At 31.7% G+C, this 25,619-nt stretch carries 24 protein-coding genes; 23 read left to right on the top strand and 1 reads right to left on the bottom strand.

The features are described from left to right. The first annotated feature begins 1 nt into the window (after position 1). The 22 genes from LGQ90_RS05070 (at position 2) to LGQ90_RS04965 (ending at position 23,126) form a co-directional block, all read left to right on the top strand. Complete coding sequence (locus LGQ90_RS05070) at positions 2–1,396, top strand: nucleotide sugar dehydrogenase (protein WP_229338826.1); 1,395 nt, start codon at positions 2–4, stop codon at positions 1,394–1,396. Between the two features lie 7 nt (positions 1,397–1,403). Next, positions 1,404–2,588 carry a UDP-N-acetylglucosamine 4,6-dehydratase gene (locus LGQ90_RS05065; protein WP_229338823.1) on the top strand — a complete coding sequence of 395 codons (1,185 nt, stop codon included), beginning with the start codon at positions 1,404–1,406 and terminating at the stop codon, positions 2,586–2,588. Beyond that, positions 2,588–3,730 (top strand): LegC family aminotransferase, encoded by a 1,143-nt coding sequence (locus LGQ90_RS05060; protein WP_229338821.1) that lies wholly within the window; start codon positions 2,588–2,590, stop codon positions 3,728–3,730. The genes LGQ90_RS05065 and LGQ90_RS05060 overlap by 1 nt, the downstream gene beginning before the upstream one ends. Continuing rightward, on the top strand, positions 3,720–4,343 hold the full coding sequence (locus LGQ90_RS05055; protein ID WP_341481955.1) for an acetyltransferase: 624 nt from the start codon (positions 3,720–3,722) through the stop codon (positions 4,341–4,343). The genes LGQ90_RS05060 and LGQ90_RS05055 overlap by 11 nt, the downstream gene beginning before the upstream one ends. Further along, on the top strand, positions 4,340–5,350 hold the full coding sequence (neuB, locus tag LGQ90_RS05050; protein ID WP_229338817.1) for an N-acetylneuraminate synthase: 1,011 nt from the start codon (positions 4,340–4,342) through the stop codon (positions 5,348–5,350). The genes LGQ90_RS05055 and neuB overlap by 4 nt, the downstream gene beginning before the upstream one ends. A gap of 3 nt (positions 5,351–5,353) precedes the next feature. Next, the gene (neuC, locus tag LGQ90_RS05045) at positions 5,354–6,511 is read left to right on the top strand and encodes a UDP-N-acetylglucosamine 2-epimerase (protein ID WP_229338815.1); all 1,158 of its coding nucleotides are present in this window, start codon (positions 5,354–5,356) and stop codon (positions 6,509–6,511) included. Positions 6,512–6,513: 2 nt separating this feature from the next. Then, positions 6,514–7,557 (top strand): nucleotidyltransferase family protein, encoded by a 1,044-nt coding sequence (locus LGQ90_RS05040; protein WP_229338813.1) that lies wholly within the window; start codon positions 6,514–6,516, stop codon positions 7,555–7,557. Then, positions 7,557–8,234 (top strand): acylneuraminate cytidylyltransferase family protein, encoded by a 678-nt coding sequence (locus LGQ90_RS05035; protein WP_229338811.1) that lies wholly within the window; start codon positions 7,557–7,559, stop codon positions 8,232–8,234. Before LGQ90_RS05040 ends, LGQ90_RS05035 begins: the two co-directional genes overlap by 1 nt. A gap of 14 nt (positions 8,235–8,248) precedes the next feature. Next, positions 8,249–9,520 carry a hypothetical protein gene (locus tag LGQ90_RS05030; protein ID WP_229338808.1) on the top strand — a complete coding sequence of 424 codons (1,272 nt, stop codon included), beginning with the start codon at positions 8,249–8,251 and terminating at the stop codon, positions 9,518–9,520. Between the two features lie 222 nt (positions 9,521–9,742). After that, positions 9,743–11,404, top strand: a complete 1,662-nt coding sequence (locus tag LGQ90_RS05025; RefSeq protein WP_229338806.1) for an ABC transporter ATP-binding protein — start codon at positions 9,743–9,745, stop codon at positions 11,402–11,404. A 2-nt stretch (positions 11,405–11,406) separates the two neighbouring features. Beyond that, a complete protein-coding gene (locus tag LGQ90_RS05020) occupies positions 11,407–12,945 on the top strand; it encodes an aldolase catalytic domain-containing protein (protein WP_229338804.1) in 1,539 nt (512 codons plus the stop codon). Between the two features lie 10 nt (positions 12,946–12,955). After that, on the top strand, positions 12,956–13,657 hold the full coding sequence (locus LGQ90_RS05015) for an acylneuraminate cytidylyltransferase family protein (RefSeq protein WP_229338802.1): 702 nt from the start codon (positions 12,956–12,958) through the stop codon (positions 13,655–13,657). Positions 13,658–13,690: 33 nt separating this feature from the next. Beyond that, positions 13,691–14,434 (top strand): 3-deoxy-manno-octulosonate cytidylyltransferase, encoded by a 744-nt coding sequence (locus LGQ90_RS05010; RefSeq protein ID WP_229338800.1) that lies wholly within the window; start codon positions 13,691–13,693, stop codon positions 14,432–14,434. Then, the gene (locus LGQ90_RS05005) at positions 14,424–15,179 is read left to right on the top strand and encodes a glycosyltransferase family 29 protein (protein ID WP_229338798.1); all 756 of its coding nucleotides are present in this window, start codon (positions 14,424–14,426) and stop codon (positions 15,177–15,179) included. Before LGQ90_RS05010 ends, LGQ90_RS05005 begins: the two co-directional genes overlap by 11 nt. Before the next feature lie 15 nt (positions 15,180–15,194). Beyond that, positions 15,195–15,827, top strand: a complete 633-nt coding sequence (locus tag LGQ90_RS05000) for an HAD family hydrolase (protein ID WP_229338796.1) — start codon at positions 15,195–15,197, stop codon at positions 15,825–15,827. Continuing rightward, positions 15,818–16,561 (top strand): glycosyltransferase family 29 protein, encoded by a 744-nt coding sequence (locus tag LGQ90_RS04995; RefSeq protein WP_229338794.1) that lies wholly within the window; start codon positions 15,818–15,820, stop codon positions 16,559–16,561. The genes LGQ90_RS05000 and LGQ90_RS04995 overlap by 10 nt, the downstream gene beginning before the upstream one ends. Continuing rightward, entirely contained in the window at positions 16,554–17,714 is a 1,161-nt protein-coding gene (locus tag LGQ90_RS04990; protein WP_229338792.1) for a glycosyltransferase family 4 protein, read from the top strand. The genes LGQ90_RS04995 and LGQ90_RS04990 overlap by 8 nt, the downstream gene beginning before the upstream one ends. Next, entirely contained in the window at positions 17,701–18,795 is a 1,095-nt protein-coding gene (locus LGQ90_RS04985) for a glycosyltransferase (protein ID WP_229338790.1), read from the top strand. The genes LGQ90_RS04990 and LGQ90_RS04985 overlap by 14 nt, the downstream gene beginning before the upstream one ends. A 113-nt stretch (positions 18,796–18,908) precedes the next feature. Further along, positions 18,909–20,018, top strand: a complete 1,110-nt coding sequence (locus tag LGQ90_RS04980; protein ID WP_229338788.1) for a glycosyltransferase — start codon at positions 18,909–18,911, stop codon at positions 20,016–20,018. An 18-nt stretch (positions 20,019–20,036) separates the two neighbouring features. After that, entirely contained in the window at positions 20,037–20,939 is a 903-nt protein-coding gene (locus tag LGQ90_RS04975; RefSeq protein WP_229338787.1) for a GNAT family N-acetyltransferase, read from the top strand. Between the two features lie 304 nt (positions 20,940–21,243). Further along, positions 21,244–22,146: a hypothetical protein gene (locus tag LGQ90_RS04970; protein WP_229338784.1), complete on the top strand. Its 903-nt coding sequence runs from the start codon at positions 21,244–21,246 to the stop codon at positions 22,144–22,146. Between the two features lie 11 nt (positions 22,147–22,157). Then, positions 22,158–23,126: a polysaccharide deacetylase family protein gene (locus LGQ90_RS04965; RefSeq protein ID WP_229338782.1), complete on the top strand. Its 969-nt coding sequence runs from the start codon at positions 22,158–22,160 to the stop codon at positions 23,124–23,126. On the opposite strand, the gene LGQ90_RS04960 is transcribed toward LGQ90_RS04965, so the two are convergent. After that, positions 23,123–24,091: a glycosyltransferase gene (locus LGQ90_RS04960; RefSeq protein WP_229338780.1), complete on the bottom strand. Its 969-nt coding sequence runs from the start codon at positions 24,089–24,091 to the stop codon at positions 23,123–23,125. The two genes, LGQ90_RS04965 and LGQ90_RS04960, sit on opposite strands and share 4 nt — an antisense overlap. A 398-nt stretch (positions 24,092–24,489) precedes the next feature. Between LGQ90_RS04960 and LGQ90_RS04955 the strand changes: the two genes are divergently transcribed. After that, positions 24,490–25,590 (top strand): hypothetical protein, encoded by a 1,101-nt coding sequence (locus tag LGQ90_RS04955; protein ID WP_229338778.1) that lies wholly within the window; start codon positions 24,490–24,492, stop codon positions 25,588–25,590. The last annotated feature ends 29 nt before the right edge of the window (positions 25,591–25,619 follow it).

The raw sequence follows: 25,619 nt of genomic DNA, 5'->3' as shown, positions 1-25,619 counted from the left end.
AATGAAGATTAAAAATATTTGTTGCATTGGTGCTGGTTACGTTGGAGGTCCAACAATGGCTGTTATTGCGCAGAAATGTCCAGAAATCAATGTGACAGTAGTAGATATAAATGAAAATAGGATCGCAGCCTGGAACGATGAGGATGTAAATAACATTCCAATTTATGAGCCGGGTCTTTCCGAAATAGTTGCTGAAGCTAGAGATAGAAACCTTTTCTTTTCTACGGATGTTGATGAAGCTATTGATAAAGCTGATATGATTTTCATTTCCGTTAACACGCCAACCAAGACCTATGGAATAGGAAAAGGAATGGCAGCAGATTTGAAGTTTATTGAGCTTTGTGCAAGGCAAATAGCCAGGGTAGCGAAAAGCGATAAAATCGTTGTTGAAAAATCAACTCTTCCGGTTAGAACAGCTCAAGCTTTAAAAAACATTCTTGAAAACACCGGGAACGGGGTGAATTTTCAAATTCTTTCGAATCCTGAGTTCTTAGCAGAAGGAACAGCAGTGGACGATTTACTAAATCCAGACCGTGTGTTAATTGGTGGAGATATTGATTCTACGGAAGGAAAGGAAGCAGTTAGTTCTTTAGTGGAGATTTATGCAAACTGGATTCCGAAGGAGAGAATTCTAACTACGAATGTTTGGTCTTCGGAATTATCTAAGTTAACAGCTAATGCTTTTCTGGCCCAAAGAGTTTCAAGCATTAATGCAATGTCTGAACTTTGTGAGAAGACCGGTGCTGATGTAAATGAAGTTGCCAAGGCGGTGGGGATGGATTCCAGAATTGGTTCTAAGTTCCTTAAGTCTTCAGTTGGATTTGGAGGATCTTGTTTTCAAAAGGATATTTTAAATTTAGTGTATATTTCTAAGTCATTAGGCCTTAATGAGGTAGCCGATTATTGGGAACAGGTGATTTTAATGAATGATCATCAGAAAAGAAGATTTGCAGCCAATATTGTCAAAACCTTATTTAATACTGTTTCTGGAAAGAAAATTGGCGTTCTAGGCTGGGCTTTTAAGAAAGATACTAATGATACCAGAGAGTCAGCGGCTATTTATGTTACAGATTACCTTTTGAATGAACAGGCTGAAATAACTGTTTATGATCCTAAGGTGAAAGCGGAACAGGTATATGCAGACCTGGATTATTTGAATTCCCGGCCAGAGGAGGAAAACCGTAAGAGAGTCAAGGTAGTCAATAGTCCATATGAAGCTGGAGATAAGGCTCATGCTGTAGCGGTCTTAACTGAATGGGATGAGTTTGTAGAACTTAACTGGGACGATATCTATAAAAATATGTTGAAACCAGCTTTTCTTTTTGATGGTAGACGTCTCTTGGATAGAAAAGAAAAAGAAAAGATAGGATTTGAATTTTACGCTATAGGGAATTAAAAATTTTATGAACATACTTGAGTTAATAGGAAGAAGAAATCAACTTTTCTCCCAGGATGTGGAAAAATATAATGAGGAACTGATTAATATTATTTCCCAATCTTCATTCTTAGTTTTAGGTGGCGCTGGCTCTATTGGTCAAGCTGTTACTAAAGAAATTTTTAAAAGAAAACCGAAGAAACTACATGTAGTAGATATCAGTGAGAACAATATGGTAGAGCTTGTCAGAGATATTAGAAGCTCTTTTGGTTATATCGATGGAGATTTTAAAACATTTGCATTAGATATAGGATCTAAAGAATATGACGCATTTATAGAGTCTGACGGTAATTTTGATTATGTACTCAATTTATCCGCCCTAAAGCATGTAAGGAGCGAAAAGGATCCCTTTACTTTAATGCGAATGATTGATGTGAATATTTTTAATACTGACAAAACTTTGCTTCAGTCTATTGAATATGGAACTAAAAAATATTTTTGCGTTTCTACCGATAAAGCGGCAAACCCTGTAAACATGATGGGAGCTTCAAAGCGAATCATGGAAATGTTTATAATGCGTTCAAGTAAAGATATTACAATTTCTACTGCACGCTTTGCTAATGTGGCTTTTTCTGATGGATCGCTGTTACATGGTTTTAATCAACGTATATTAAAAAGGCAACCAATCGTTGCTCCTCACGATGTAAAAAGGTATTTCGTAACGCCTCAGGAGAGTGGAGAGTTATGCTTAATGTCATGTATCTTTGGTGAGAATAGAGATATATTCTTTCCAAAATTGAGTGAATCACTTCATTTAATATCGTTTGCGGATATTGCCGTAAGATACTTGAAGGAAAGAGGATTTGAGGCATATCAATGCGAAAATGAGGACGAAGCTAGAGAATTGATTGATACGCTTCCAGAACAAAAAAAATGGCCTTGTTTATTTACAGCTAGTGATACTACAGGAGAAAAGGACTACGAAGAGTTCTATACTGATAATGAGACAATTGATTTAGATAAATTTTCTAATCTCGGAATAATAAAAAATCAATATAATGTTTTTACAGAACTCGCATTGTTTGAGAATGAAATTAAGAGGATGAGGGAAAAGGGGTCTTGGTCAAAAGATGAGATAGTTGAATTGTTTTTTAAAATGATTCCAGATTTTGCACACAAGGAGACTGGAAAATATTTAGACTCAAAAATGTAATGGATATAGTAAAAAGTTCAATTTCCTTTATACAGGATTATTATAATACGAGGGAATTTATTCCTTTGCATGAGCCACGTTTTAGAGGTAACGAAAAGAAATATGTCTTAGAAACAATTGATTCTACCTTTGTTTCATCCGTTGGAAAGTATGTTGACAAATTTGAGGTGATGATGGAGAGTATTACTTCTACGAATAAAGCGGTTGCCGTTGTAAATGGAACTGCTGGAATTCAAGTAGCTCTAAGACTCGTTGGTGTAAAATCGAATGATGAGGTATTAACCCAGGCTCTAACATTTGTTGCAACTGCTAACGCGATTAAATACAATAATGCTCATCCGGTTTTCTTGGATGTGGATTTAGGCACCATGGGTTTATCTCCTGTTGCAGTTAATAATTTTTTAGAAGAACATGGGGAGTTAAGAGATGATGGATGTTATAATAAAAAAACTGGAAGACGAATTTCAGCATGTCTACCGATGCATACTTTTGGTTTCCCCGTAAAAATTAAAGACTTATTAGATATTTGCTCTAAATGGCAAATACCGGTAGTTGAAGATGCAGCGGAATCACTTGGTAGCAAATATATGGGAGAACAAACTGGATCTTTTGGGAAAATAGGAGTTTTTTCGTTTAACGGTAATAAGATCGTCACAAGTGGTGGTGGTGGCACTATCGTGACCAATGATCGAGAGTTAGGTGTAATGGCCAAATATATTACTACAACAGCTAAGAAACCTCACGAATATGAATATGTACATGATGAGTTAGGTTATAATTATAGAATGCCTAACTTAAATGCTGCTCTGGCTTGTGCACAATTAGAAAGTCTGGAGAAGTTTATAGACGCTAAAAGAAAATTGGCGGATAATTACCAAATGCATTTTAAGAATTCAGATGTCCAGTTTAGAACAGAGGAAAAAGAAGCAAAAGCAAACTATTGGTTGATGTGTGTTCAATTAAATGACAAAAAAGAAAGAGATGCATTTTTGAAATACACTAATGAGTCTAAGGTAATGACACGGCCTATTTGGAAACTAATGTACAAACTACCTATGTATGAAAATTGCTTTAGAGACCATCAAAAAAACGCTGAATTTCTTGAGGACCGAATTGTAAATATACCTAGCAGTGTTAAATAGTAGAATCATATTATGCGGTTATTCAGGACATGGGCTAGTTGTGGCAGATGCAATTAACGAATCTGACCTTTTATTACAGGGTTATATAGATTTAGAGAAAAAAGAAAAGAATCCTTTTGGATTACAATATTTAGGTACAGAAAATAATCTGTCCGATATGTTCTGGAAAGAACCATATAATTTCATTATTGGTATTGGGGATAATGCATTGAGAAGTAAATTGGCTTCGATGATATGTAAGAAAGGAGGACAGTTAATAAGCATTTTTCACCCTAGTGTCTGTATTTCAAAAATAGCAACTATCGGAAGGGGAACTTTCATATCGGCCAATGTTATTATAAATCCTCTTGTTACTGTCAGCGAAAATTGCATAATTAATACGGGAGCTATAATTGAACATGAATGTGAAATATTAGCTAATGTACATATTGCTCCCGGGGCGGTATTAGCCGGGAATGTGCAAGTTGGAGAGAATAGTTTTATTGGAGCAAATTCTATAATAAAACAAGGAGTTAAAATAGGAAAGAATGTAATTGTAGGTGCGGGATCTGTGGTTCTAAATGATATTCCCGATAATAAAAAAATTGTAGGTAATCCAGGTAAAGAAATATGAAAAATCAAGTTTTGATTATCGCAGAGGCAGGAGTGAACCATAATGGTAATTTAGAAACAGCTAAGGAATTAGTTGATAAGGCATCTATTGCAGGTGCTGACTTTGTAAAATTTCAAACTTTTAAAGCCAGCGGGCTTGTTACTAAATCTGCAGAAAGAGCAGCATACCAAAACTATAATACTGAAAATAGCGATTCTCAATATGAAATGTTGAAGAAACTGGAACTTTCGGAGGATGCTCATAATATTTTAATTGAATATTGTAAGTCTAAGGGAATTAAGTTTCTTTCGACCGGATTCGATTTAGATACTCTTGAGTTTCTTAATAAACTGAATATTGAGTTATTTAAAATACCTTCCGGAGAAATCACTAATCTACCTTATTTAAGAAAGATTGCTAGTTTCAAAAAACCTGTAATTATGTCAACAGGAATGGCTAGTATGCAGGAGGTAACTGAGGCTTTTGATGTACTTGTAAATGCAGGATTGAAAAAGGAAAACATCACAATTGTGCATTGTAATACGGAGTATCCAACTCCTATGGATGATGTGAATTTAAGGGCGATGAATAGAATAGGAAAGGAACTGGATGTTGAAATCGGCTATTCAGATCACACCCTAGGAATTGAAGTTCCTATTGCTGCTGTAGCCTTGGGAGCAAAAGTGATAGAAAAGCATTTTACGTTGGATAGGAATTTACCGGGCCCAGACCATAGAGCTTCATTGGAGCCCGAGGAATTAAAGTTGATGGTTGAGTCTATAAGAAATATAGAAAAAGCCATTTCTGGAAGTGGAAAAAAGGAACCTTCCAAATCTGAAATGAAAAATAAAGATATTGCAAGGAAGAGTATTATTGCCTCAAAGGAGATTAAAAAGGGGGATAAACTTACTGAGGATAACTTAACCGTAAAACGCCCAGGAAATGGAATTAGTCCGATGAAATGGGACAAGGTGTTAGGCGAGACTGCTTCTAGGGATTTTAAAGAAGATGAATTGATAGAAATCTAAGGTTTGAAAAAAGTTGCAGTCATAACAGGAACAAGAGCTGAGTTTGGAATTTTGACTCCATTGCTCAAGAAGATAAATAATCAACCAGAATTAGAATTACAGATTGTAGCCTGCGCAATGCACCTGTCACCTGAGTTTGGATACACCATAAAGGATATAGAAGCTTCTGGATTTAAAGTTGATAAAAAAATAGAATGCCTATTGTCTTCAGATACTGCTGTAGGAGTTTCAAAATCTATAGGTTTAGCCCTTATAAGTTTTGCAGAAGCCTTTGATGAAATTTCTCCAGATCTTATTATTATATTAGGAGATAGATCTGAGATGTTAGCTGCGGCAACAGCTGCAACCATAGCAAACATTCCTATTGCTCATATCCATGGTGGAGAAACTACTGAAGGTGCCTATGATGAAAGTTTACGGCATGCAATAACTAAAATGAGCTATTTGCATTTTACATCCACGGAGATTTATAAGAGAAGAGTAATTCAATTAGGTGAATCTCCAAATCGAGTTTTTAATGTAGGAGCAATGGGCTTGGATTCTGTGAATGAATTGGAATTAATGAATAAGGTTGAATTTGAAAAATCGATAGATTTCAAATTGGGTCCTATCAATTTTTTGATTACTTATCACCCTGTAACATTAGAGTCTGAAACGGCTAAAGATCAGTTTAAAACTATTTTAAATATTTTAAACAAAATTGAAGGTGGGAAATTCATTTTTACCTACGCTAATTCAGATAAAGATGGACGGATTATTAATGAAATGATTGAAGAATTTGTATCTCAAAATAGTGAAAGAGCTGTCGTTTATAATTCTTTGGGGCATTTACGCTATTTATCAGCATTAAAATATGTGAATTGTGTACTTGGAAATTCATCCAGCGGAATTCTTGAAGCGCCATTTTTTAATATTCCAACAATTAATATTGGGGATCGTCAAAAAGGTCGAATAGCTGCAGAAAGCGTTATTCATACAAAAAATGATGAGAACTCTATCCTACAAGGTATAAAATTAGCATTAAGTGATGACTTCAGAGTAAAAATCAAAAATCAAAAACAAATCTACGGCGACGGAAATTCTTCATCAAAAATAATTGATATTCTATCTAAGGTGGAGATTAAAGATTTGAAAAAGAAATTTCACGACATTAATTTTTAGAAATGGATATAAAAAATATTGTAATTGACTCCGAACAATCAATTAGAAAAGCTCTAGTCAAATTAAATGCTATTCGTGATGTAAGTAGATTAATATTATTTGTATCAGATTCTAATGGAAAAATCATTGGATCATTGACAGATGGAGATATTAGAAGGTCCTTGGCGAAAGATGGAGATTTAAATATCAAGGTAAAGGATATTTGCAATAAAAATTTTGTTTATCAAATTGAAAAAGAAAGTTTTCTAGATCTAAAATCTTTCAAAAAAAAGGATATTCAGATCTTGCCAATTTTGGATGTGAATGGACAATTAATTCGGATTATTGATCTTGAAAGAATCAAATCCGTTCTACCGTTGGAATGCATGATAATGGCAGGTGGACGCGGGAAAAGATTAAGTCCTTTGACAGACACTGTTCCTAAACCGATGTTACTACTAGGAAGTAAGCCAATCATTGAACATAATATCGATAGATTAATATCCTTTGGAATCAAAAAAATATATATATCGGTGAAGTACCTTGGAGAACAGATCCAGGATTATTTTGGAGATGGTGAAAATAAAGGTATAAAAATTGAATATATATGGGAAGATGAACCATTAGGAACTGCTGGAGCACTATCCTTAGTTGAGAATTTTGAGACTGAAAATATTCTACTAATGAACAGTGATTTGTTTACTGACGTTGATTTTGAAGACTTATACTTAGAATTAGTAAAGAATGGTGCGGATATGGCTGTAGCTTCTACTGAATATAAAATCGATGTTCCCTATGCAGTTTTTGAAACTAAAAACGATAAAGTTGTTAATTTTAAGGAAAAACCAACTTATGTATATCATTCTAACGCTGGTATTTATATTTTGAAAAAGTCTTTGATAGATCGAATACCTAAAAATTCTTATTATGATATTACGGATTTAATGGAGAATTTGGTAAATGAAGGGGGCAAACTAATCCATAATCCAATTTTAGGATATTGGATAGATATTGGTAAGCCAATTGATTATAAGCAGGCCCAAGAATTCATTAAACATATTGAATAATGTTAGTACTAATTCCTGCAAGAGGTGGCTCTAAGGGAGTGCCAGGTAAAAATATTAAGCTTTTAAATGGTAAACCCTTAATTTATTATACTCTTGAAGCAGCAAGAGAATTGTTCGATGATAAAGATATTTTAGTAAGTACAGATGATTTAAAAATTAAGGATATAGTACAAAAATCTGGTCTTTCTGTACCTTTTTTAAGACCTGAAAATCTTGCAACAGATACTTCAAGTTCTTATGAGGTGATTTTACATGCCATTCAGCATATGGAAAATCTTGGTAGGATGTATACAGACATTATGATCTTACAGCCTACTTCACCATTTCGAAATTCCGAGCATATAAGTGAAGCTCTGGAGATCTTTAAGAATAGTGATGTTGATATGGTAGTTTCGGTAAAAGAAACAAAAGCGAACCCATACTATATTTTATTTGAGGAAGATGAGTATGGATTTTTACATCCTTCCAAAGAGGGCGTTTTTGATAGAAGACAGGATTGCCCCAAAGTTTGGGAATATAATGGAGCAATCTATATTATACGTATAAGCTCAATTAAGGAAAATTCAATAGGCGCATTAAAAAAGATCAAAAAATATATAATGGATGATATTTCATCTGTAGATATTGATACGGAATTTGATTGGATAATGGCGGAAACAATTAAATCACGTCTATAAATTATAAAGTCCTTATGATATTAGATGATTTAAAAAATAGAAATATTGACTGGCTTGTATATGATAAAGCATATATGCGGCAGCCAAATAAATCTAGAGAAAATAGAATTTGGGTGTATTTCAAGCTTTTGATGAATATATTGATTTCATTTTTAAGAAAAAAACCTACAAATTTTTATAAAGGAGCATTATTTTACATTGATAATACAAGACATGCCAGCCAAGCTGAACTTTTAATTCCAAATGTGCATAATGCAATCTATCATAATAATACCGATCAAATTATTAAGGGAGGGAAAGAAATAAATATTTCTAATGGGATTTTTTCCAGTTATATAAAATTAGTTAAATATTTCAGGATTTTTATTGAGTATGAAAAGCATGGTAAATCCATAGTTTTCAAAAACAATCTCCCAATTGTGATTAATGGAATTCTATTATATGAACATTATCTCGAAATATTTAGGTCTAATGAGATTGATGTAGTTGTGATTTTTACTGATCACTCTTATAAAAATAGAGCTTTATTATTTGCTGCGAAGCATTGTAATGTTCCAACAGCATATATTCCTCATGCGTCAGTTAGTGAGATTTTTCCCCCTCTTGAAATGGATGTTGCATTTTTGGAGGGTATGGATATGAAAAATAAGTATGAGAAAATCGCAGAGAATTGGAGCTATGAAAATAAAACTGAAATTGTACTGGCAGGAAATTATAAAACTAATTATTATAGAAATTTGAACAATGGCTCTGTTAAGAATAATAAATTAATAATCGGTGTTACTTATAATACGCTAGACTCCAGTTTTGTAGTAAAAAAATTAGTGGATGATCTGCTGTCTAATTCTATATTTGACCATTATTCAATAGTACTTAGACCACATCCAAGTATTACCAATTTTTTAGAAATAGATCATACAAGGACTGAAATGTCTAATCCAGCATTAGAGAGTTCTGTGGATTTTCTTAAGAGAATTAAATTTTTAATTTCAGGAGATTCAAATATTGTTTTAGAAGCAGCACTATTGGAAACAAATGTTTTTTTAAAAAATCTATCAGATTCTCCATTTCAAGATTTATACGGCTTCCGGATTAAGAATGTTTGTCCATTTATATCTGAATTAGGAGAGCTAATCCCTTTTATTAAAAGTAATTTTCAAAATTATCAATTTAATAAAGAATTATTATCATTTTATGATGCATCTTATAAAGGTGATGTGGATGGGGTTTCAAAAATATCTAATTATTTAAATAATTTTAGCGATCCTAATAGTTCGAACAGTTAGTTTCCAACAATATTAATAGAAATTTAAAAGTTTTTTTGAATGAATTTAAAATCCTTGTTAAGGAATAATTTCCAATACTTCATATACTTTTATAGTTATTTAAAGTATAGAATATTCATATCCTTCGGGTTAAGTATTCTAAAGGGAACTTTAGATGGTTTTGGTCTAGCTATGTTCATACCTTTACTTAGAATATCAAATTCGGCTACGACGTCAAATGATATGGATAATGATAACGATGACTTAGGTAGGTTGAGCTTTCTCCCAGATTTCTTTGAACAAATTGGTTTTCCGTTAAATCTTATTAATGTTTTATTAATAATACTTGCATTCTTTATTCTTAAGGGTGTTATAACATTTATTGAGAGTTATTTGAAAGTCTTGTACCAGCAATTATTCATGAGAGATATTCGGATCACTAATATAAAGCTTCTTAATACCTATTCATTTAAGTCCTTCCTAAAATCCGATCCGGGAAGAATTCAGAATACTTTGAGTGCTGAAGTGGGAAGAGTAAATATGGCGTACAAAAGTTATTTTCGAGCTATAGAATATGGTGTTCTAGTTTTGGTGTATGTAATTTTAGCATTTACTGCCAATGCAGAATTTGCACTCATTGTAGCTATAGGAGGGACAATAAGTAATTTTCTTTTCAAGTGGTTATTTAAAAGAACAAAATTTTTCTCTAAAAAATATACTTTGATTGCACATAGGTTTCAGGGGTTTTTAATTCAACATGTGGCAATTTATAAATACTTGAAAGCTACTGGTTATAATAAAAGTTATGGAGGCAAGCTTATAGATCAAATTGATGAGTTAGAGGAGGTGCAGAAAAAACTAGGGATAGTTGACTCAACATTAAAAGCTTTAAGGGAGCCAATAACCATTATGATTGTTGTTATAGCGATTCTAATTCAGGTTAAGTATTTTAATCCGGATATTGGTTTAATAATTTTAAGTCTACTTTTTTTATATCGAGCGATGACGTTTTTAATGTCTTTACAAGAACATTGGAATAAATTTCTGGCCTCTTCAGGTGCTCTGGATAATTTAAAAGACTTTACAAAACAGCTACGTTTGAAAAAGGAGAAAAATGGAGATAAAAGATTTGATAGATTAAAAAAGGAAATGAAATTGGATAATGTAACCTTTCATTATGATTCTCATATAATTTTAAAAAATATAAATTTTGAGATTTTTAAAAATGAAAGTGTAGCAATAATTGGCGAAAGCGGGTCTGGTAAAACAACATTAATAAATATTTTAGCTGGTTTAATTATTCCAGAAAGAGGAGAACTTTATATTGATGGTGTTTCAACTAGAGATTTGGATTTATATAGCTATAGAAAAAGGATAGGCTATATATCTCAAGAGGCTCCTATGTTTAATGACAGCATTTATAATAATGTTACTTTATGGGCTACAAAATCTAGTGATAATTTGGAGAAATTTAATATGGTTTTAAAACAAGCCGAAATTTTTGATTTTGTATATACTCTTGAAAATAAGGAAAATGAATTTCTTGGGAATAATGGAATTAATATTAGCGGGGGGCAAAGACAACGATTATCAATAGCGAGAGAATTATTCAAGGATGTCGATTTTTTATTCATGGATGAGGCTACCTCAGCTTTGGATGGTGAAACAGAAAGGGCAATACAGTCTAATATTGACCAACTAAAAGGCAAGTACACAATATTTATGATTGCTCACAGATTAGCGACTATAATCAATGCAGATAAAATAATATTATTAAAAGATGGAGAAATTGAGGCTATAGGCTCATTTTTAGAACTTCTAGATATTTCAGAGAGTTTTAGAGAAATGATCTCACTTCAAGGCATGAGTATTGAGAAGGAAAATTATATTAATAAATTGAAATAATTATGAATTTTAAGATTTTAGACTGTACACTTAGAGACGGTGGATATTATACTAATTGGGATTTTGATAAAAATTTGGTTAGGACCTATTTTGAAGCTTTTAATAATCTTCCGGTTGACTATTTAGAAATAGGTTACCGATCTAGTCCTATGAATAGTTATTTAGGAGAATATTTTTATTGTCCTCAATATGTTCTGGAAGAATCTAGTTCTTTAAGTAATAAAAAATTAGTAATCATTCTCAATGAAAAGGATGTGAGAGCTGAACATGTACCAGATCTATTGGGGCCATGTGTTGGATATATTCATTTAGTAAGAATAGCTATCGATCCCCAAAATTTCAAGAGAGCCTTATCTCTGGCCACTGCTGTAAAAAAATTAGGCTTTGAAGTTGGTTTTAATGTAATGTACATGTCTAACTGGGAATCTGAGAAAGAATTTTTGGGTCAAATCAAGGAGGTAGATGGCATAGCAGATTATTTTTATATGGTTGATTCTTTTGGAGGAGTCTATCCTGAAGATGTAAGGAAAACCTATGATATTGTAAGAAATCAAACTAATACAGCTATAGGATTTCATGGTCATAATAACTTACAATTAGCTTTGATTAATACGCTTACTGCAATTGATTGTGGAGCAAGCATCGTTGATGCTACTGTGACGGGAATGGGAAGGGGTGCTGGAAATCTTCAGACTGAACTTTTATTAACTGCTTTAAATGCCAAAAATGGTTTAGATCTCGATTTTAATTCCTTAAGTAAAGTTGTGGATCCCTTCGCCGAGATGCAAAAAGACTATGAGTGGGGGACAAATTTACCTTACATGGTTTCCGGGGCTAATTCGTTACCTCAAAAAGATGTAATGTCCTGGGTAACAAAAAGATTCTATTCTCTAAATAGTATCATTCGTGCTCTATCTAATCAATCAAAAGGCTTAAAAGATAATATTGATTTGAAAAATCTTGATGAGGATAAAAAATATAAATCAGCCTTGATTATTGGAGGTGGTCCAACTGGTAAAATGCACTCTAAGGCTATTAAAGAGTTTATCAAAAAGCATGAAGAACTATGTGTTATTCATGTTAGTTCAAAAAATGCTCAAGAGTATAAAGATATAAAGAATCTTCAAATTCATTGTCTGGCGGGGAATGAAGGGCATAGGTTAGAAGAGATTTATGAAGATATAATTATCAAAGACAAATTAGTAATACTTCCGCCTTATCCAAGAACTATGGGGACTTATATTCCTAAAGGTTTAGAGCCGGTTGCATTTCAGTTAACGGATATAACTTTCACAGATAAATATCATGAATCTGTTACTTCACTTGCAATTGAGACTGCATTACATTTAGGTGTGGAGAATTTTTATTTTGCTGGCTATGATGGTTACAAAGAAGATATTAAACCGCAGGAACTGGAATTATTTAATGAAAATGAATATGTCATTGAAAGTTTAAAAAGGAATCATAATCTTTCTATAAATTCTATTACACCTTCTTTATACGAAAGTTTAGATTCTCGCTCAGTTTTTTCTTTAATCTAGTAAATAATGTATGTCTATAGCAGTTTTTTTACCGACTCGAAAAGGAAGTGAAAGAGTTAAAAATAAAAATACCAGAAAGTTCTCGGGGTATGATGGAGGCTTGCTGGAATTAAAATTGAAGCAGCTATCAACTTTAAATGTTGATGAGGTGATTTTATCGACAAACGATGAGCAATCGATTGAAATAGCAAAGAAAATAATGCCTGTTTTTCCCCGATTAAAAATTGATATTCGACCTGATTTTTTGGCTTCAAGTAATACCAATTTAAGTGATCTTATAAAGTATGCTGCAGATTTAACTACAAGTGATAATATTTTATGGACGCATGTTACTTCACCTATGGTCAGTACATCTGTTTATAAAGATTGTATTAAGACCTATATTAATGCTTTAAATAATGGGTACGATTCATTAATGTCTGTAACCACAATTCAAAATTTTTTATGGGATATTCAATCAAATGATATTATCAACAGAATAGGAGACGAAAGATGGCCTAAAACTCAAAATTTAAAAAAAATCTATGAGTTAAACAGTGCAGTTTTCATAAGTCCAATTGAAATATATAGAACTAAGATCGATAGAGTAGGTGCAAACCCCTATTTGTATGAAATGGATAAAATTACTTCTGTTGATGTAGATTGGAAAAGAGACTTCAAACTTGCTGAAGCAATTTTTCAATCCTTTAATCAGGAAAAATTTGAAGATTGAAAAACCTATATTTTAAAATGCATGAAAAGTAATATGAAAGAGTTTATTATAGTCATACCTGCAAGATTACAATCTACAAGATTGCCAGAAAAACCCTTAATTCTAATTAAAGGTAAGTCCATTATACAAAGGACTTATGAGCAATGTTTAAAGGCGGTAAAGAAGGAATTAATCTATATTGCAACGGATAGTATTAGAATATATGACCATTGTAAGGCATTAAATATGAATGTATTAATGACTTCAAAGGATGTCTTAACTGGTACAGATCGGGTATGTGAAGTTGCAGAACAAATTGAAGCCAAGTATTATATTAACGTGCAGGGGGATGAACCGGTGTTTAATCCTGATGATATAAAAGTAGTATTACGGAAATTAGATTCTATTAAAGATGAATCTACTATAATTAATGGTTATACATCAATTAAAAATTTTTCGGAATACAATAGTGTTTCAGTTCCTAAGGTGGTATTTAAACCAAATGGTGAATTGTTATATATGTCTCGTTCCCCTATTCCAGGAAATAAGTCATCTAAATTTATAAAAGCTTGGAGGCAGGTTTGTATTTATGCTTTTCCAAATGAAGCGCTAAAGAATTTTAGTAAAATAAAAAAAACACCTCTTGAGGAACAGGAAGATATTGAGATTTTAAGATTTTTAGAATTGGGCTATAAGGTTAATATGATTGAATTATCTTCTCAGTCAATACCGGTTGATCATCCAGAGGATGTATTGAAAGTTGAAAAATTTTTAAATGAAAATTTAAATGCTGAATAAATTAACTAGAGTACCCAGATCTATTGTAGGTTTATGCCTAATGTTATTACGTGTTAAGATCTTTAAACCTGAAAAACTTTTTACAGAAAAAAGCGTCGCAATCGTCGGACCAGCTGATTCGGCATACGATATGGAAAATGGTTTTTTCATTGATCAATTTGATTATGTTATTAGGATTAATAAAGCGATTACCACTTGGAAGAGTCATAATGAAAAGTTTTTAGGGAAAAGAACAGATGTATTAATACATTCATTTTTGGAATCAGATTTTACGGGCGGTGGTCCAATTGATTTTGATTTATTTCAAAAGCACAATGTTAAATACCTAGTTAATGCGAAGCATGACATAACTAATCACCGCAATGTTTTTAATGTCTATAAAAAGTACCTGAAATGGAATAGAATATATATTCTTCAAAAAAGCATGGCAAAAAAATGTGAGGAGTTATTTGATGGATATGGTCCTACTAATGGATTTAGAGCTATTCACATGGTATTAAATTCAAAACCGAAAAAGGTTTTTATTACTGGATTTACTTTTTATAAAACACCTTATGCTGATGGTTACCGCGATCAATTAAAAGATATGGAGGTTAACTCGAAACATATGAAGGAAAGAGGTGCTCATAATCCAGAAATAGAATTTTCCAATTTTTTGAAATTAATTAGAAATTCCGATGCGGAATTAATCTATGACTCGAAATTAAAAATCATTGTAGAGGAAAATTTAAATTCACAAAAATAATTCACAAAAATTTATATGTTATTGTTGAAAAAAAAGAAAGTTATTTTATGGGATTTTGATGGGGTTTTAATGAATTCGATGCCTGTTAGAGATAACGGTTTTAGAGAAGTCTTAAAGAATTATCCCGTAGATGAGGTAGATTTATTAATGGAGTACCATAGTGCAAATGGGGGATTATCTAGATATGTAAAATTCAGATATTTTTTTGAGATTATAAGACAGGAATCTATAACGAATCACGAAGTAGATGCACTTGCCAAAGAATTTTCCTTAATAATGAAAAAGCAACTCATTTCATCAAAATTATTGATTAGGGATTCTTTAGATTTTGTAATAGCGCATAAGAATGATTTTGAAATGCATATTGTATCAGGATCAGATCAAGAGGAACTTCGATACTTATGTGAAAAAATGAACATTGATATCTTTTTTATTACCATTAATGGTTCTCCGGTTGCAAAAAAAGAATTAGTAAACCAACTTTTATCTGAAAAAAATTATAGTCCTGATGATTGCGTATTAATTGGTGATTCTATAAATGATTTCGATGCTGCAGAATATAATGGCATAGATTTTATTGGATATAATAATCCTGAATTATTAAAGTTTGAAAGTTATATTGATAAATTCAGTGAAATATGCGTTTAATAAGATCAATTAAAGGTGGAGTCCTAATGTTGCAGAATGTTCAAAAATTAGATATTAATGGTGTTCTGCATAATAAAAGAGTAGCCATAATTGGTGGTGCAGATTCTGCATTTTCTGAGCCTAATGGGGATTACATTAATAAATTTGATATTGTGATCAGAATAAATAGGGCCATTCATACGTGGAATATTGAGAAGTCAAAATTCATAGGTAGTAAAACAGATATCTTATTTCATAATTTTTTTGAAAATAACGATAGTGGAGGTGGTGGTCCACTTGATATTTTGTTGTATAATAAAATGGGTGTTAATTATTTGATTAATCCAAGAAATGATTTTGATGCCTACAGACGAACATTTAATTTTTATAAGAAATATAATAAGTCGTATAGAACCTACCACTTGTCAAACAAGCATTGTGCTCAACGAGATAGATCATTTGGGAATGTTTTAAAGCCAACTATAGGGTTTTCAGGATTATACTCTGCTTTGAATTCTGAATGTAAGGAATTATATATTACGGGCTTTACATTCTGGAAAACACCTTATGCTAAAGGTTATAGAGATCATGTAATAGATTTAGAAGAAAATAAAAAACACTTTAAAAAACAAGGAGTGCATGATGCAGATTTGGAATATCAACTTTTTAAAAATGAATTAAAAACGTCATTATGTAAGTCAATTGTTCTAGATGAAAAGCTAACTGAAATTATTAATTCAGAAAATAATGATTGAGCTAAACCTTTTGTACTATTCTAATGCTTTTATTGCCAATCACGGGGGAAGGCTTCATTCAGAAGCTTTTTTAAAAGAAGCTTCCCTACATCCAAGTGTATCAAATATAGAACCTTATCCATCTCCTGAGATTGTAAATACTTCTGGAGATAAAGTAGTTAATAAGGGACTAAAAAAAAAATTAAAAGAGAATTCATTGCTCCAAGCTTTTTTCTTCTACCGAAGAAATTTTAATAGTTATAAGGAAATCGTAGAAGTTCTTAATAAAAGTGAGTCTAAAATTGATGTTTTACATATCAGAGTAGATTCTAATTTTTTAATTATTCCAAAGTTAAAAAAACGATTTCCAGAACTCATTATAACAACGGAAGTTAATGCATCTCCATTTGACGAAAATTTTCAAAATATTGCCTTTCGAGATTATTATAAAAATGCAGAGAAGAAGTGTTTACAAGAAGCCGACGCTAATTTCTTCGTTTCCGAATACTTAAAGGAGACTATAATGACAGAAACGAAAAGTTCTAGAGATTTTGTAGTTCATAATGGTGTTGCCTTAGATTCCTTTCCAACCAAAATGCATTTTGACGTGGACCCTTCAAGAACCACTTTTGGGTATGTGGGTACTTTAGATTACCATAAAAATTTACTGAGCTTAATAAATGCATTTAATAATGTGCATGCGATACATGGAGATAAAGTCTCTTTAAAAATTTTCGGAGATGGTCCAATGTATAAAGATTTGAAGGATTATATATATTCTTTAAATTTAGATAAAGCAGTTCATCTTGCTGGATGGGTTGATCATAAAAAGGTCGCAGATAATTTAAGTGAATTAGACATAGCAATACACCATTCTGCAAATCCTTACATGAGTCCTTTGAAAATTTTCGAGTATATGGCAGTTGGTGTTGCGGTAATAGGTCCCGATATACCATCTGTAAGAGAAATTTTTGAAGATGGAGAAGATTTATTATTAGTAAAGAAATCTCAAGATGATTTAACAGCGAAGATGATATTTTTACTAGAGAATAAGATGGAAAGGAAGAGAATCGCTTCTACTGGAAATATTAAGGTACGTGAAAATTACGGATGGGACTCTAATGCCGCTAATATTTTGCAAATTATTAAAAAGAAATTTGATGAAAATAATTAACTTAATCCAGAAACCTCAATTCAGAGGAGCAGAATTATTTGCTTGTCAACTTTCAAATCATTTACTTCAACTGGGACATGAAGTAATTGTTGTTTCTATTTTTTTCGGTCAATCAAAATTGCCGTTTAATGGCAAAATTATACATCTGGATAGACCCATCGAAAAAAGATTTTTTGATCTTAAAGGCTGGAAAATGTTTTCACAAATTGTCAAGAATTTTAAGCCTGATATTATACAAGCTAATGCTGCAGACACCTTAAAATTTTTAATAAGCGCAAAATTACTCTATGGTCTTGCTGATTCTAAATTAGTTTTTAGGAATGCTAATAAAATGGGTGATTTTATCAATAGCAAGCTGAAGTGGCATTTAAATAATTTTTTAGTAGGTAAATTAGATTACGTAATATCAGTTAGCAAGGAGTGTGAATATGATTTTTCCAGAACCTTTAATTTTAATCAACATAATATTGAAACTATTGAAATAGGCGTTGAAGATGTAGCTATTACGAAATTACCTAATGATTTAGAGGAGAAATTCAAAGATTCTAAAGTTATTACACATATTGGTAGTTTTGTAACTGAAAAGAATCATGAGGGATTAGTAAATATTGTACAGCAACTAGCTATAGAATTTCCTGATTTAATAGTATTATTAATTGGTAAAGGAAATAAAGAAGAGGAAATTCTTGAGTTAATTAAAGATAAGGGACTTGCTTCAAACTTTCATTTTCTGGGTTATAGAACAGATGTTCTTGAGATTTTAAAGCATTCAGACGCATTTGTATTACCGAGTTTAATTGAAGGTTTACCTGGAGTTATATTAGAGGCAATGTTTTGTGAGACCCCGGTTGTTGCGTATAATGTTGGAGGCGTTTCCGAAATTGTGAATTCAAATACTGGCTTCATTACAGAAAAGAATGATGAATCGAAATTTATTGAATATACTAAAGATGCTCTAATGAAGGATCCTTCCGTCCTAAATAAACTATCGAACGCTAAACAAATGGTTCATGAAAAATTTCTTAATGGAATCATAGCAAAGAGATTCTTGAATGCTTATACTGAATTAATTATAAAATAATTCGTTGACAATTATTTTATAATAAATTCCTATAAATAGCAATTTTCAAGAATTGTATGACAACTTCAAAAAGTATGAACTTTTAGAAATCTGTAAGGTGACAATTTAATGTTATGAGTAAAATTAAAGTTTTACATATTATAAAATCTCTCGGCCGTGGTGGAGCTGAAACTTTGCTGCCTGAGACTCTAAAAATTCATTCTCAATCAGAATTTGAGTTTTTTTATATCTATTTTTTACCATGGAAGGATCAATTAGTCGATGATATTGAAAAAGCAGGCGGGAAAGTTATTTGTCTTGATGCTAAAAACAATATTGAACTTATATTGAAGTATAGAGAAATTATTGATTTCTGTAAGGTAAATAAAATTGACCTAATTCATTGCCATTTGCCATGGGCTGGTTTTGTTGGTAGAATTGTTCATTTCAAAACAAAAATCCCGGTGTTATATACAGAACATAACATGCAGGAACGATACCATTTGGCTACTAAACTATTAAATAAAATTAGCTTTAATTTTCAGAATATTGCTTTCGGAGTTTCTCAAGAGGTTACAAAATCAATTATAGAGAATATTAAGCCAAATATAAAAGTAGAAACTCTATTAAATGGCGTTAATACTAATCACTATAAGCCAGGTAATGAATCAAATATAAGACAGGAATTAGGAATTCCTGAAAATGCTATTTTAATAGGAAATGTAGCTGTATTTCGTTTTCAAAAAAGACTTGTGGAATGGTTAAGAGTGATGTCTGACATTGTAAAAGCGAACCCTAATGTTTTTGGCGTTATTGTTGGGGCAGGTCCTTTGGAAAATGAAATAAGAGCAGAATGGGAAAAGTTAGGTCTACAGGAGAATGTTTTTTTTACGGGACTACAAACTAATGTGAAGCCATATTTTGAAGCGATGGATGTTTTCATGATGACATCTTCCTTTGAAGGTTTACCTATAGCGATGCTCGAGGCTATGAGTATGGAGTGTGCAATCGTAGCTACAAGTGCAGGAGGGATTAAAGAGGTCATTCGCAATAATGAAGACGGAATTATTGTAGATGTTGCAAACTGGAAATCCATTCCAGAACATGTCAACATCTTAATAAATGATCATGGTATACTTACAAATTTTAAAAAAGCTGCTAGATTACGCGTGGTGAACTCTTTTAGTTTAAGGAATATGGTAGATGAACTTGAAAAGAATTATTCCGAAATCGTTATTAATTAATTTCGAATTTGTGAATTTATGAAAATACGGCAAGCCAGCGAAGCAGATATACCTCAAATTCTAAATGTGCTAAGACTTAGTCTCGGAGAAACTTCTTCCCAAAAAACGGAAGCTGTTTGGAGATATAAGCATATAGATAATCCGTTTGGAAAATCATTGGTGCTTGTAGCAGAAGAAGAGGGAGTCATTGTTGGCGTAAGAGCATTCATGCGCTGGAAATGGCAGAAAGCAGAAAAGGTGTATTTATCATTTAGAGCGGTAGATACTGCTACAGATCCAAAATTTCAAGGTAGAGGCATTTTCAAGAAATTAACATTAAAAGCACTGGATTTAGGAATTGAAGAAGGAGACGATTTTGTTTTTAATACTCCGAATGAGCAGAGTAAGCCGGGCTATTTGAAAATGGGATGGGAAATTGTAGATAGAATCCCAGTAGTATTAACTCCTTTTATGCCATTTGGTAAAATTAATGAGATTAAATCTCAAACAATATTAGCTGATTTCCTGGAAGAAAATCTAAAGATTAAAAGGGAAGAAGGTCTGATTTTTACACCAAAAGATTCTCATTTCTTAGATTGGCGATACAAAAATTGTATACTCCAGGATTATTTAATTTTTGAACGTGAAGATCTGTTTGTTGCAGCTTATGTAAAAAAACATAAATATTTCAAAGAATTGCGTATTTCAGAATTTATTGGAAATACAAATGACCCGTCTGCATTAAAACAGATATCAAATTGGGCTAAAGAATCTAAAACATTTTTAATTACATCTTCTCAAAGTATTTTTAAAATTGGTGTACAGAAGAAAATTGGTCCGGTCTTAACTTTAAAAGATTTAAATTTAAGTACTACAGAAAAAAAGTTATTAAAGAATATAAATTATTGGAACAATAGTTTAGGAGACTTAGAATTATTCTAGAATGATAGGAGCTATATTTATTATTTTCTTACTGTTCATAATTAATCAGGCTCTTTTTTCAGGGCTTGAATCAAAGCACCCTTTTTTCTCTAAGAAATTGATGAATATTCTTTATTTCTATCATATTTTTTTCTTCATAGTTTATTATGTATATGCTCTTTCAAATAACTCAGACTCTAAGGCCTATTTCGAGCATCCTCAGGATCCAAATATGCAATGGTTTGATCATTTTGGAACAAGCACAACTTTTATTAATTTTTTATCCTGGCCTTTTGTAAATATTCTGAATTTCAATTATGAAATGATGATGGTTTTGTATGCATGGTTTGGATATATTGGATTTGTATATGCATATTTATTTTTCAGGGAAAATATTCCTATTAAGATCAATGTTTTCAAAAACATTGATTTTTTAACACTAGTACTCTTTCTACCGAATATGCATTTTTGGACAGCTTCATTAGGCAAAGGAGCTCCTATATTTATGGGTTTAATGATTTTTGCATACGCCATAAATAAACCAAAAGCGAGAATTTTCACCCTTATTTTTTCTTCGATTATTATTTATCAAATTCGTCCTCATGTTTTCTTATTCGTGGCCATAGGAGCCGTGTTAGGATTTATGACTGGTAAAGAGAAAATTAGTTTTTGGAAGAAAGCAATGGTGTACGTCGCCATGATTGGAGGTCTGGTTTTAGCGCAAGATGCAATTCTTGGTGTTGCTGGTCTTCAGGGCTCTGACGATCTTGTTTCCGATTTTGAAAGTTTTTCAGAAGATAGGTCTGATGATTTATCCAGCTCAGGTTCAGGAGTAGATATGTCATCGTATCCTTTACCTTTAAAATTATTCACATTTTGGTTCAGACCACTTTTTTTTGATGCTCCAGGTATTTTTGGACTTATTGTTTCCGTAGAAAATTTAATCTATCTAATTCTATTTTTAAAAATTTGCAGGAAATCATTTTTTAAATTTTTAAAAAAATCTACAATTGTGGTGAAAATGAGTCTCACTGTGTTTTTTCTTTCTTCCTTAGCAATGACTTTCATTATGTCTAATTTGGGAATTATAATGCGACAAAAATCGATGGTAATGTATTTCTTGTTTTTCGTGATTTATTACTTCCTCGCACAGGAGAAATATGACAAAATAATGGCCCTTAGAAGGAAAAAGGAAAATGCTTTAAAAAACCAAATTAGTTATACTTAAATTAAATTTCGATGTCTAAAGATACCGGCGGCTTGGTGATTTCTCTTGATTTTGAGTTATTATGGGGAGTTTTTGATAAAGTGAATTTGGAAGATAAAAGAGCGTACTTCTCTAATACCCGGGAAATCATTGCCGAAATACTCAAGCAGTTCGAACGGAATGATATTAAAGCTACCTGGGCGACGGTAGGGATGTTATTTAATAGTGATTGGGATGAATGGAATAGTAATATTCCAGAAGAAATACCAACTTATTCTAATAAAAAGTTATGTGCATATAATTTCGGGAATTCTATTCAAAATAAGGATACTGAGAATCTATGTTTTGCTCCTGAATTAATTAGAGAAATTATATCAACCAAAGACCAGGAAATGGCTACGCATACTTATTCTCATTATTACTGTTTGGAGAATGGGCAGACTATCAGTCAGTTTGGGGAAGATCTTAAAAAGGCTAAGGAGCTATCATCAAAATTTGACGTAAATTTAAAATCTTTAGTATTTCCTAGAAATCAATTCAATCCAGATTACCTTAAGGTATGCACTGAATTTGGTTTAGAAAATATCCGTACAAATCCAGATAATTGGTATTGGAAAAATACCGAGAAAAATAATTTGATTCAAAAAGTTTTCAGAACTGGAGATGCTTACCTGGGAATTCATGATAAGTCCTATAAAAGCGCAATTCTTCAAAGTCATTCAGATGGGTATAATCTACAAAAGGCGAGTAGATTTTTGAGGCCTCATGGAAGCAATATGAATTTAAATAAATTGAGGATGAAGAGAATACTATCTGAGATGGAAAAAGCTGCTATTGGTGGAGAAATTTATCACTTATGGTGGCATCCGCACAACTTTGGTGAAAACTCTATAAAGAATATTGAGGATTTAGAAATTATATTAAATCACTTTAAATTTCTAAAAAATAGACATGGCTTTAATTCATTTAGTATGGACGATCAATGCACCGAACTTTCCTAAATTTGTGATTTTTGGTATTTTAATCGCAAATACTTTGGAATATTTATCAGGACGTATTGAAAATTAAGTTTCTTTATTCGGCCAAAAATTAGCATTTTTAGAAATTTAAGAGACCTGTTTTTAAAAAAATCACTTAATTCTTTATCGTCTCTTTCCTGGTAAAACTTAGATAAGAGTTCATAAGTCCTTCTCTTGGAAATTATTTGAGCCTCTCTATCAATTAAACTCCAAATCCCTTTAGAATGTATTCTATAAAAAGACGGTTTTATTGAATTTAAATATTTACCGGCACCATGAAAACCTAACAGACTTATCCAGAAATTATCAGCATTAATGGTTTGTGTCATTTCAAAAGGAATTTCATTAATAATATTTCTAAAGCACCAGGTAGAAATTGGAGGTTGTACTAATACCCTTTTTAGATCTTCTGAATTGAAATCTCTCTTTACTTCCTCAAAATATGTTTTAAAAATTTTTTCCCCATTCTCATCTATAGTACTTACATCATGGTAACAAAGGGAATAATTAGCATTATTCTCTAAAAAGCTAACTTGCTTTTCTAATTTTAATTCATCAGTCCAGTAGTCATCTCCGTCACAATACGCAATATATTTTCCTTTTGAAGAGAAAACATTGAAAAAAGAATTGAAAAGTCCAGTATTTCTTCCCTGAACAAGTATGTTATTAGCCCTATGATGAAGAAAAAGTCTAATTTTATCTGGGTACTTCTTCGCATATTCAATACAAATTTCTCTAGTATTATCGCTAGAGGAGTCTTCACCAATTAAAATCTCAATTTTAAAAGAAGTTTTTTGGCTCAAAATACTTTCAAGACATTGTGAAATATAGTTTTCCTGATTGTAAGTTTGAATACAAACAGATACCATAATTTCAGCTGCAACACAATTATCAACTTCTTCTACTTCAATTCTTTGAAATTTTCTCTGGAATTCTTCAAAAGTCATTTATATGCTTCACATTTCTGATTCAAAAATACTTAAAAATTCTGTTTAAGTGTTTACTATTAACCTAAACTCGAAAAATTCCATTTTATTAGACGATTATTTATCGTTAGGAATAAAATCCACAGTTATAAATAAAAATTGTATATATCAACAGTTATTGAAATTTCAAAACATTAAAGATTCGTTACTGATTGCGCGCCTTCATCAGGTTTGCAATAGTTAATGTTGCTAAGACAGAATTTTTGAACTTTGTAAGGTAAATTATTTATTTTGGAAATAGATTTAATATTAAAAATTCTTGATAGCTTAATTTTAATTCCTTTATTATTCGACTTAAATCAAAGTATTTACAATTTGATTGGATCGAAACAATTGAAGGAGAATTCTAGAAAAGTCAATTGTCTTTTCTTCTACCATCTCATATTCGGAATAATCTACTACTGTTCGCTCTCAACAATCCATCAGATAGCGTTCAATATTTCCAAAGGGTTTCAGAATTTCAGGGTTGCTGGCTGGATATTTTCGGCTTAGAAACATCTTTTATAGATTTTTTCGCATATCCATTTATCCAGTATTTTGGATTTACCTACGAGATAATGATGCTATCGTTTACCTGGATAGGTTTTTGGAGATTCGTTTTTGGATTCTTATTCTTTAAAGAAAATATACCACAAAAGGTAAGGGTGTTCAGGAAGGTTAATTTGCTGGCATTGATCCTATTCTTGCCAAATATGCATTTCTGGACGGCTTCCTTAGGAAAAGGACCATTAATTTTCTTCGGACTTATGCTTTTTGTATTTTCATTTGCTAAGCCATTTCGAAGAAAATGGGGATTAATTATAGCTTCTGTTTTAATATTTTCTGTAAGACCCCATATGTTCCTATTGATTTCTGTTGGATCCTTATATGGATTGTTCTTCGGAAAGAATCTTATTTCTAAAAGGAAAAAAATATACGCTGCGGGAATAATATTATTATGCCTTTTTGTTTTACAGGATAAAATTTTAGCAGTGGTTAGTTTGGATCAATCCAGCAACATGATCTCAGATTTTCTTTCTTTCTCTAAGACTAGATCAGAAGATTTGAGTTCGGCAACTTCGGGAGTGAATATGGCCGGTTATAGCTTACCGGAAAAAATATTCACGTTTTGGTTTAGACCCTTATTTATAGATGCACCGGGGATTTTAGGAGTTATTGTTTCTATTGAAAATCTTATATATTTACTTCTCTTCGGAAAAATTCTAAGATTAAATTTCTTTAAATTCTGGAAGAATGCTCCTTCTCAGGTTAAATCATGTCTAATGATTTTTATTCTTACTTCTTTTGCGATGACCTTTATAATGTCAAATCTGGGAATAATGATTAGACAGAAAACTATGATTATGTATTTTATGTTTTTTGTGATCTGCTATTTCCTGGCTTATGAGAAATCTAATGAAGTAAAAATGAAATTAGAAAGATTAAGCCTTTCCGCTTCAAATAAAGCATTTAAAATATAATATTTATATTTATCGAAATGGAATTTTTT

The sequence above is a fragment of the Christiangramia sediminis genome, assembly GCF_020552705.1.
Classification (GTDB): domain Bacteria; phylum Bacteroidota; class Bacteroidia; order Flavobacteriales; family Flavobacteriaceae; genus Christiangramia; species Christiangramia sediminis.
The sequence above is the reverse complement of the archived record's forward strand: the minus strand, read 5'-3'. Positions and strand labels throughout refer to the sequence as shown.

Coding starts and splice junctions, on each gene's coding strand:
- LGQ90_RS04995 (WP_229338794.1), top strand. CDS start 15,818: ATGCGTTTAATAAGATCAATTAAAGGTGGAGTCCTAATGTTGCAGAAT.
- LGQ90_RS04965 (WP_229338782.1), top strand. CDS start 22,158: ATGTCTAAAGATACCGGCGGCTTGGTGATTTCTCTTGATTTTGAGTTA.
- LGQ90_RS05065 (WP_229338823.1), top strand. CDS start 1,404: ATGAACATACTTGAGTTAATAGGAAGAAGAAATCAACTTTTCTCCCAG.
- LGQ90_RS04970 (WP_229338784.1), top strand. CDS start 21,244: ATGATGGTTTTGTATGCATGGTTTGGATATATTGGATTTGTATATGCA.
- LGQ90_RS05020 (WP_229338804.1), top strand. CDS start 11,407: ATGAATTTTAAGATTTTAGACTGTACACTTAGAGACGGTGGATATTAT.
- LGQ90_RS05035 (WP_229338811.1), top strand. CDS start 7,557: ATGTTAGTACTAATTCCTGCAAGAGGTGGCTCTAAGGGAGTGCCAGGT.
- LGQ90_RS05005 (WP_229338798.1), top strand. CDS start 14,424: ATGCTGAATAAATTAACTAGAGTACCCAGATCTATTGTAGGTTTATGC.
- LGQ90_RS04975 (WP_229338787.1), top strand. CDS start 20,037: ATGAAAATACGGCAAGCCAGCGAAGCAGATATACCTCAAATTCTAAAT.
- neuB (WP_229338817.1), top strand. CDS start 4,340: ATGAAAAATCAAGTTTTGATTATCGCAGAGGCAGGAGTGAACCATAAT.
- LGQ90_RS04960 (WP_229338780.1), bottom strand. CDS start 24,091: ATGACTTTTGAAGAATTCCAGAGAAAATTTCAAAGAATTGAAGTAGAA.
- LGQ90_RS05025 (WP_229338806.1), top strand. CDS start 9,743: ATGGATAATGATAACGATGACTTAGGTAGGTTGAGCTTTCTCCCAGAT.
- LGQ90_RS04985 (WP_229338790.1), top strand. CDS start 17,701: ATGAAAATAATTAACTTAATCCAGAAACCTCAATTCAGAGGAGCAGAA.
- LGQ90_RS05060 (WP_229338821.1), top strand. CDS start 2,588: ATGGATATAGTAAAAAGTTCAATTTCCTTTATACAGGATTATTATAAT.
- LGQ90_RS05040 (WP_229338813.1), top strand. CDS start 6,514: ATGGATATAAAAAATATTGTAATTGACTCCGAACAATCAATTAGAAAA.
- LGQ90_RS05015 (WP_229338802.1), top strand. CDS start 12,956: ATGTCTATAGCAGTTTTTTTACCGACTCGAAAAGGAAGTGAAAGAGTT.
- LGQ90_RS04980 (WP_229338788.1), top strand. CDS start 18,909: ATGAGTAAAATTAAAGTTTTACATATTATAAAATCTCTCGGCCGTGGT.
- LGQ90_RS04990 (WP_229338792.1), top strand. CDS start 16,554: ATGATTGAGCTAAACCTTTTGTACTATTCTAATGCTTTTATTGCCAAT.
- LGQ90_RS05000 (WP_229338796.1), top strand. CDS start 15,195: ATGTTATTGTTGAAAAAAAAGAAAGTTATTTTATGGGATTTTGATGGG.
- LGQ90_RS05030 (WP_229338808.1), top strand. CDS start 8,249: ATGATATTAGATGATTTAAAAAATAGAAATATTGACTGGCTTGTATAT.
- LGQ90_RS05070 (WP_229338826.1), top strand. CDS start 2: ATGAAGATTAAAAATATTTGTTGCATTGGTGCTGGTTACGTTGGAGGT.
- LGQ90_RS05010 (WP_229338800.1), top strand. CDS start 13,691: ATGAAAGAGTTTATTATAGTCATACCTGCAAGATTACAATCTACAAGA.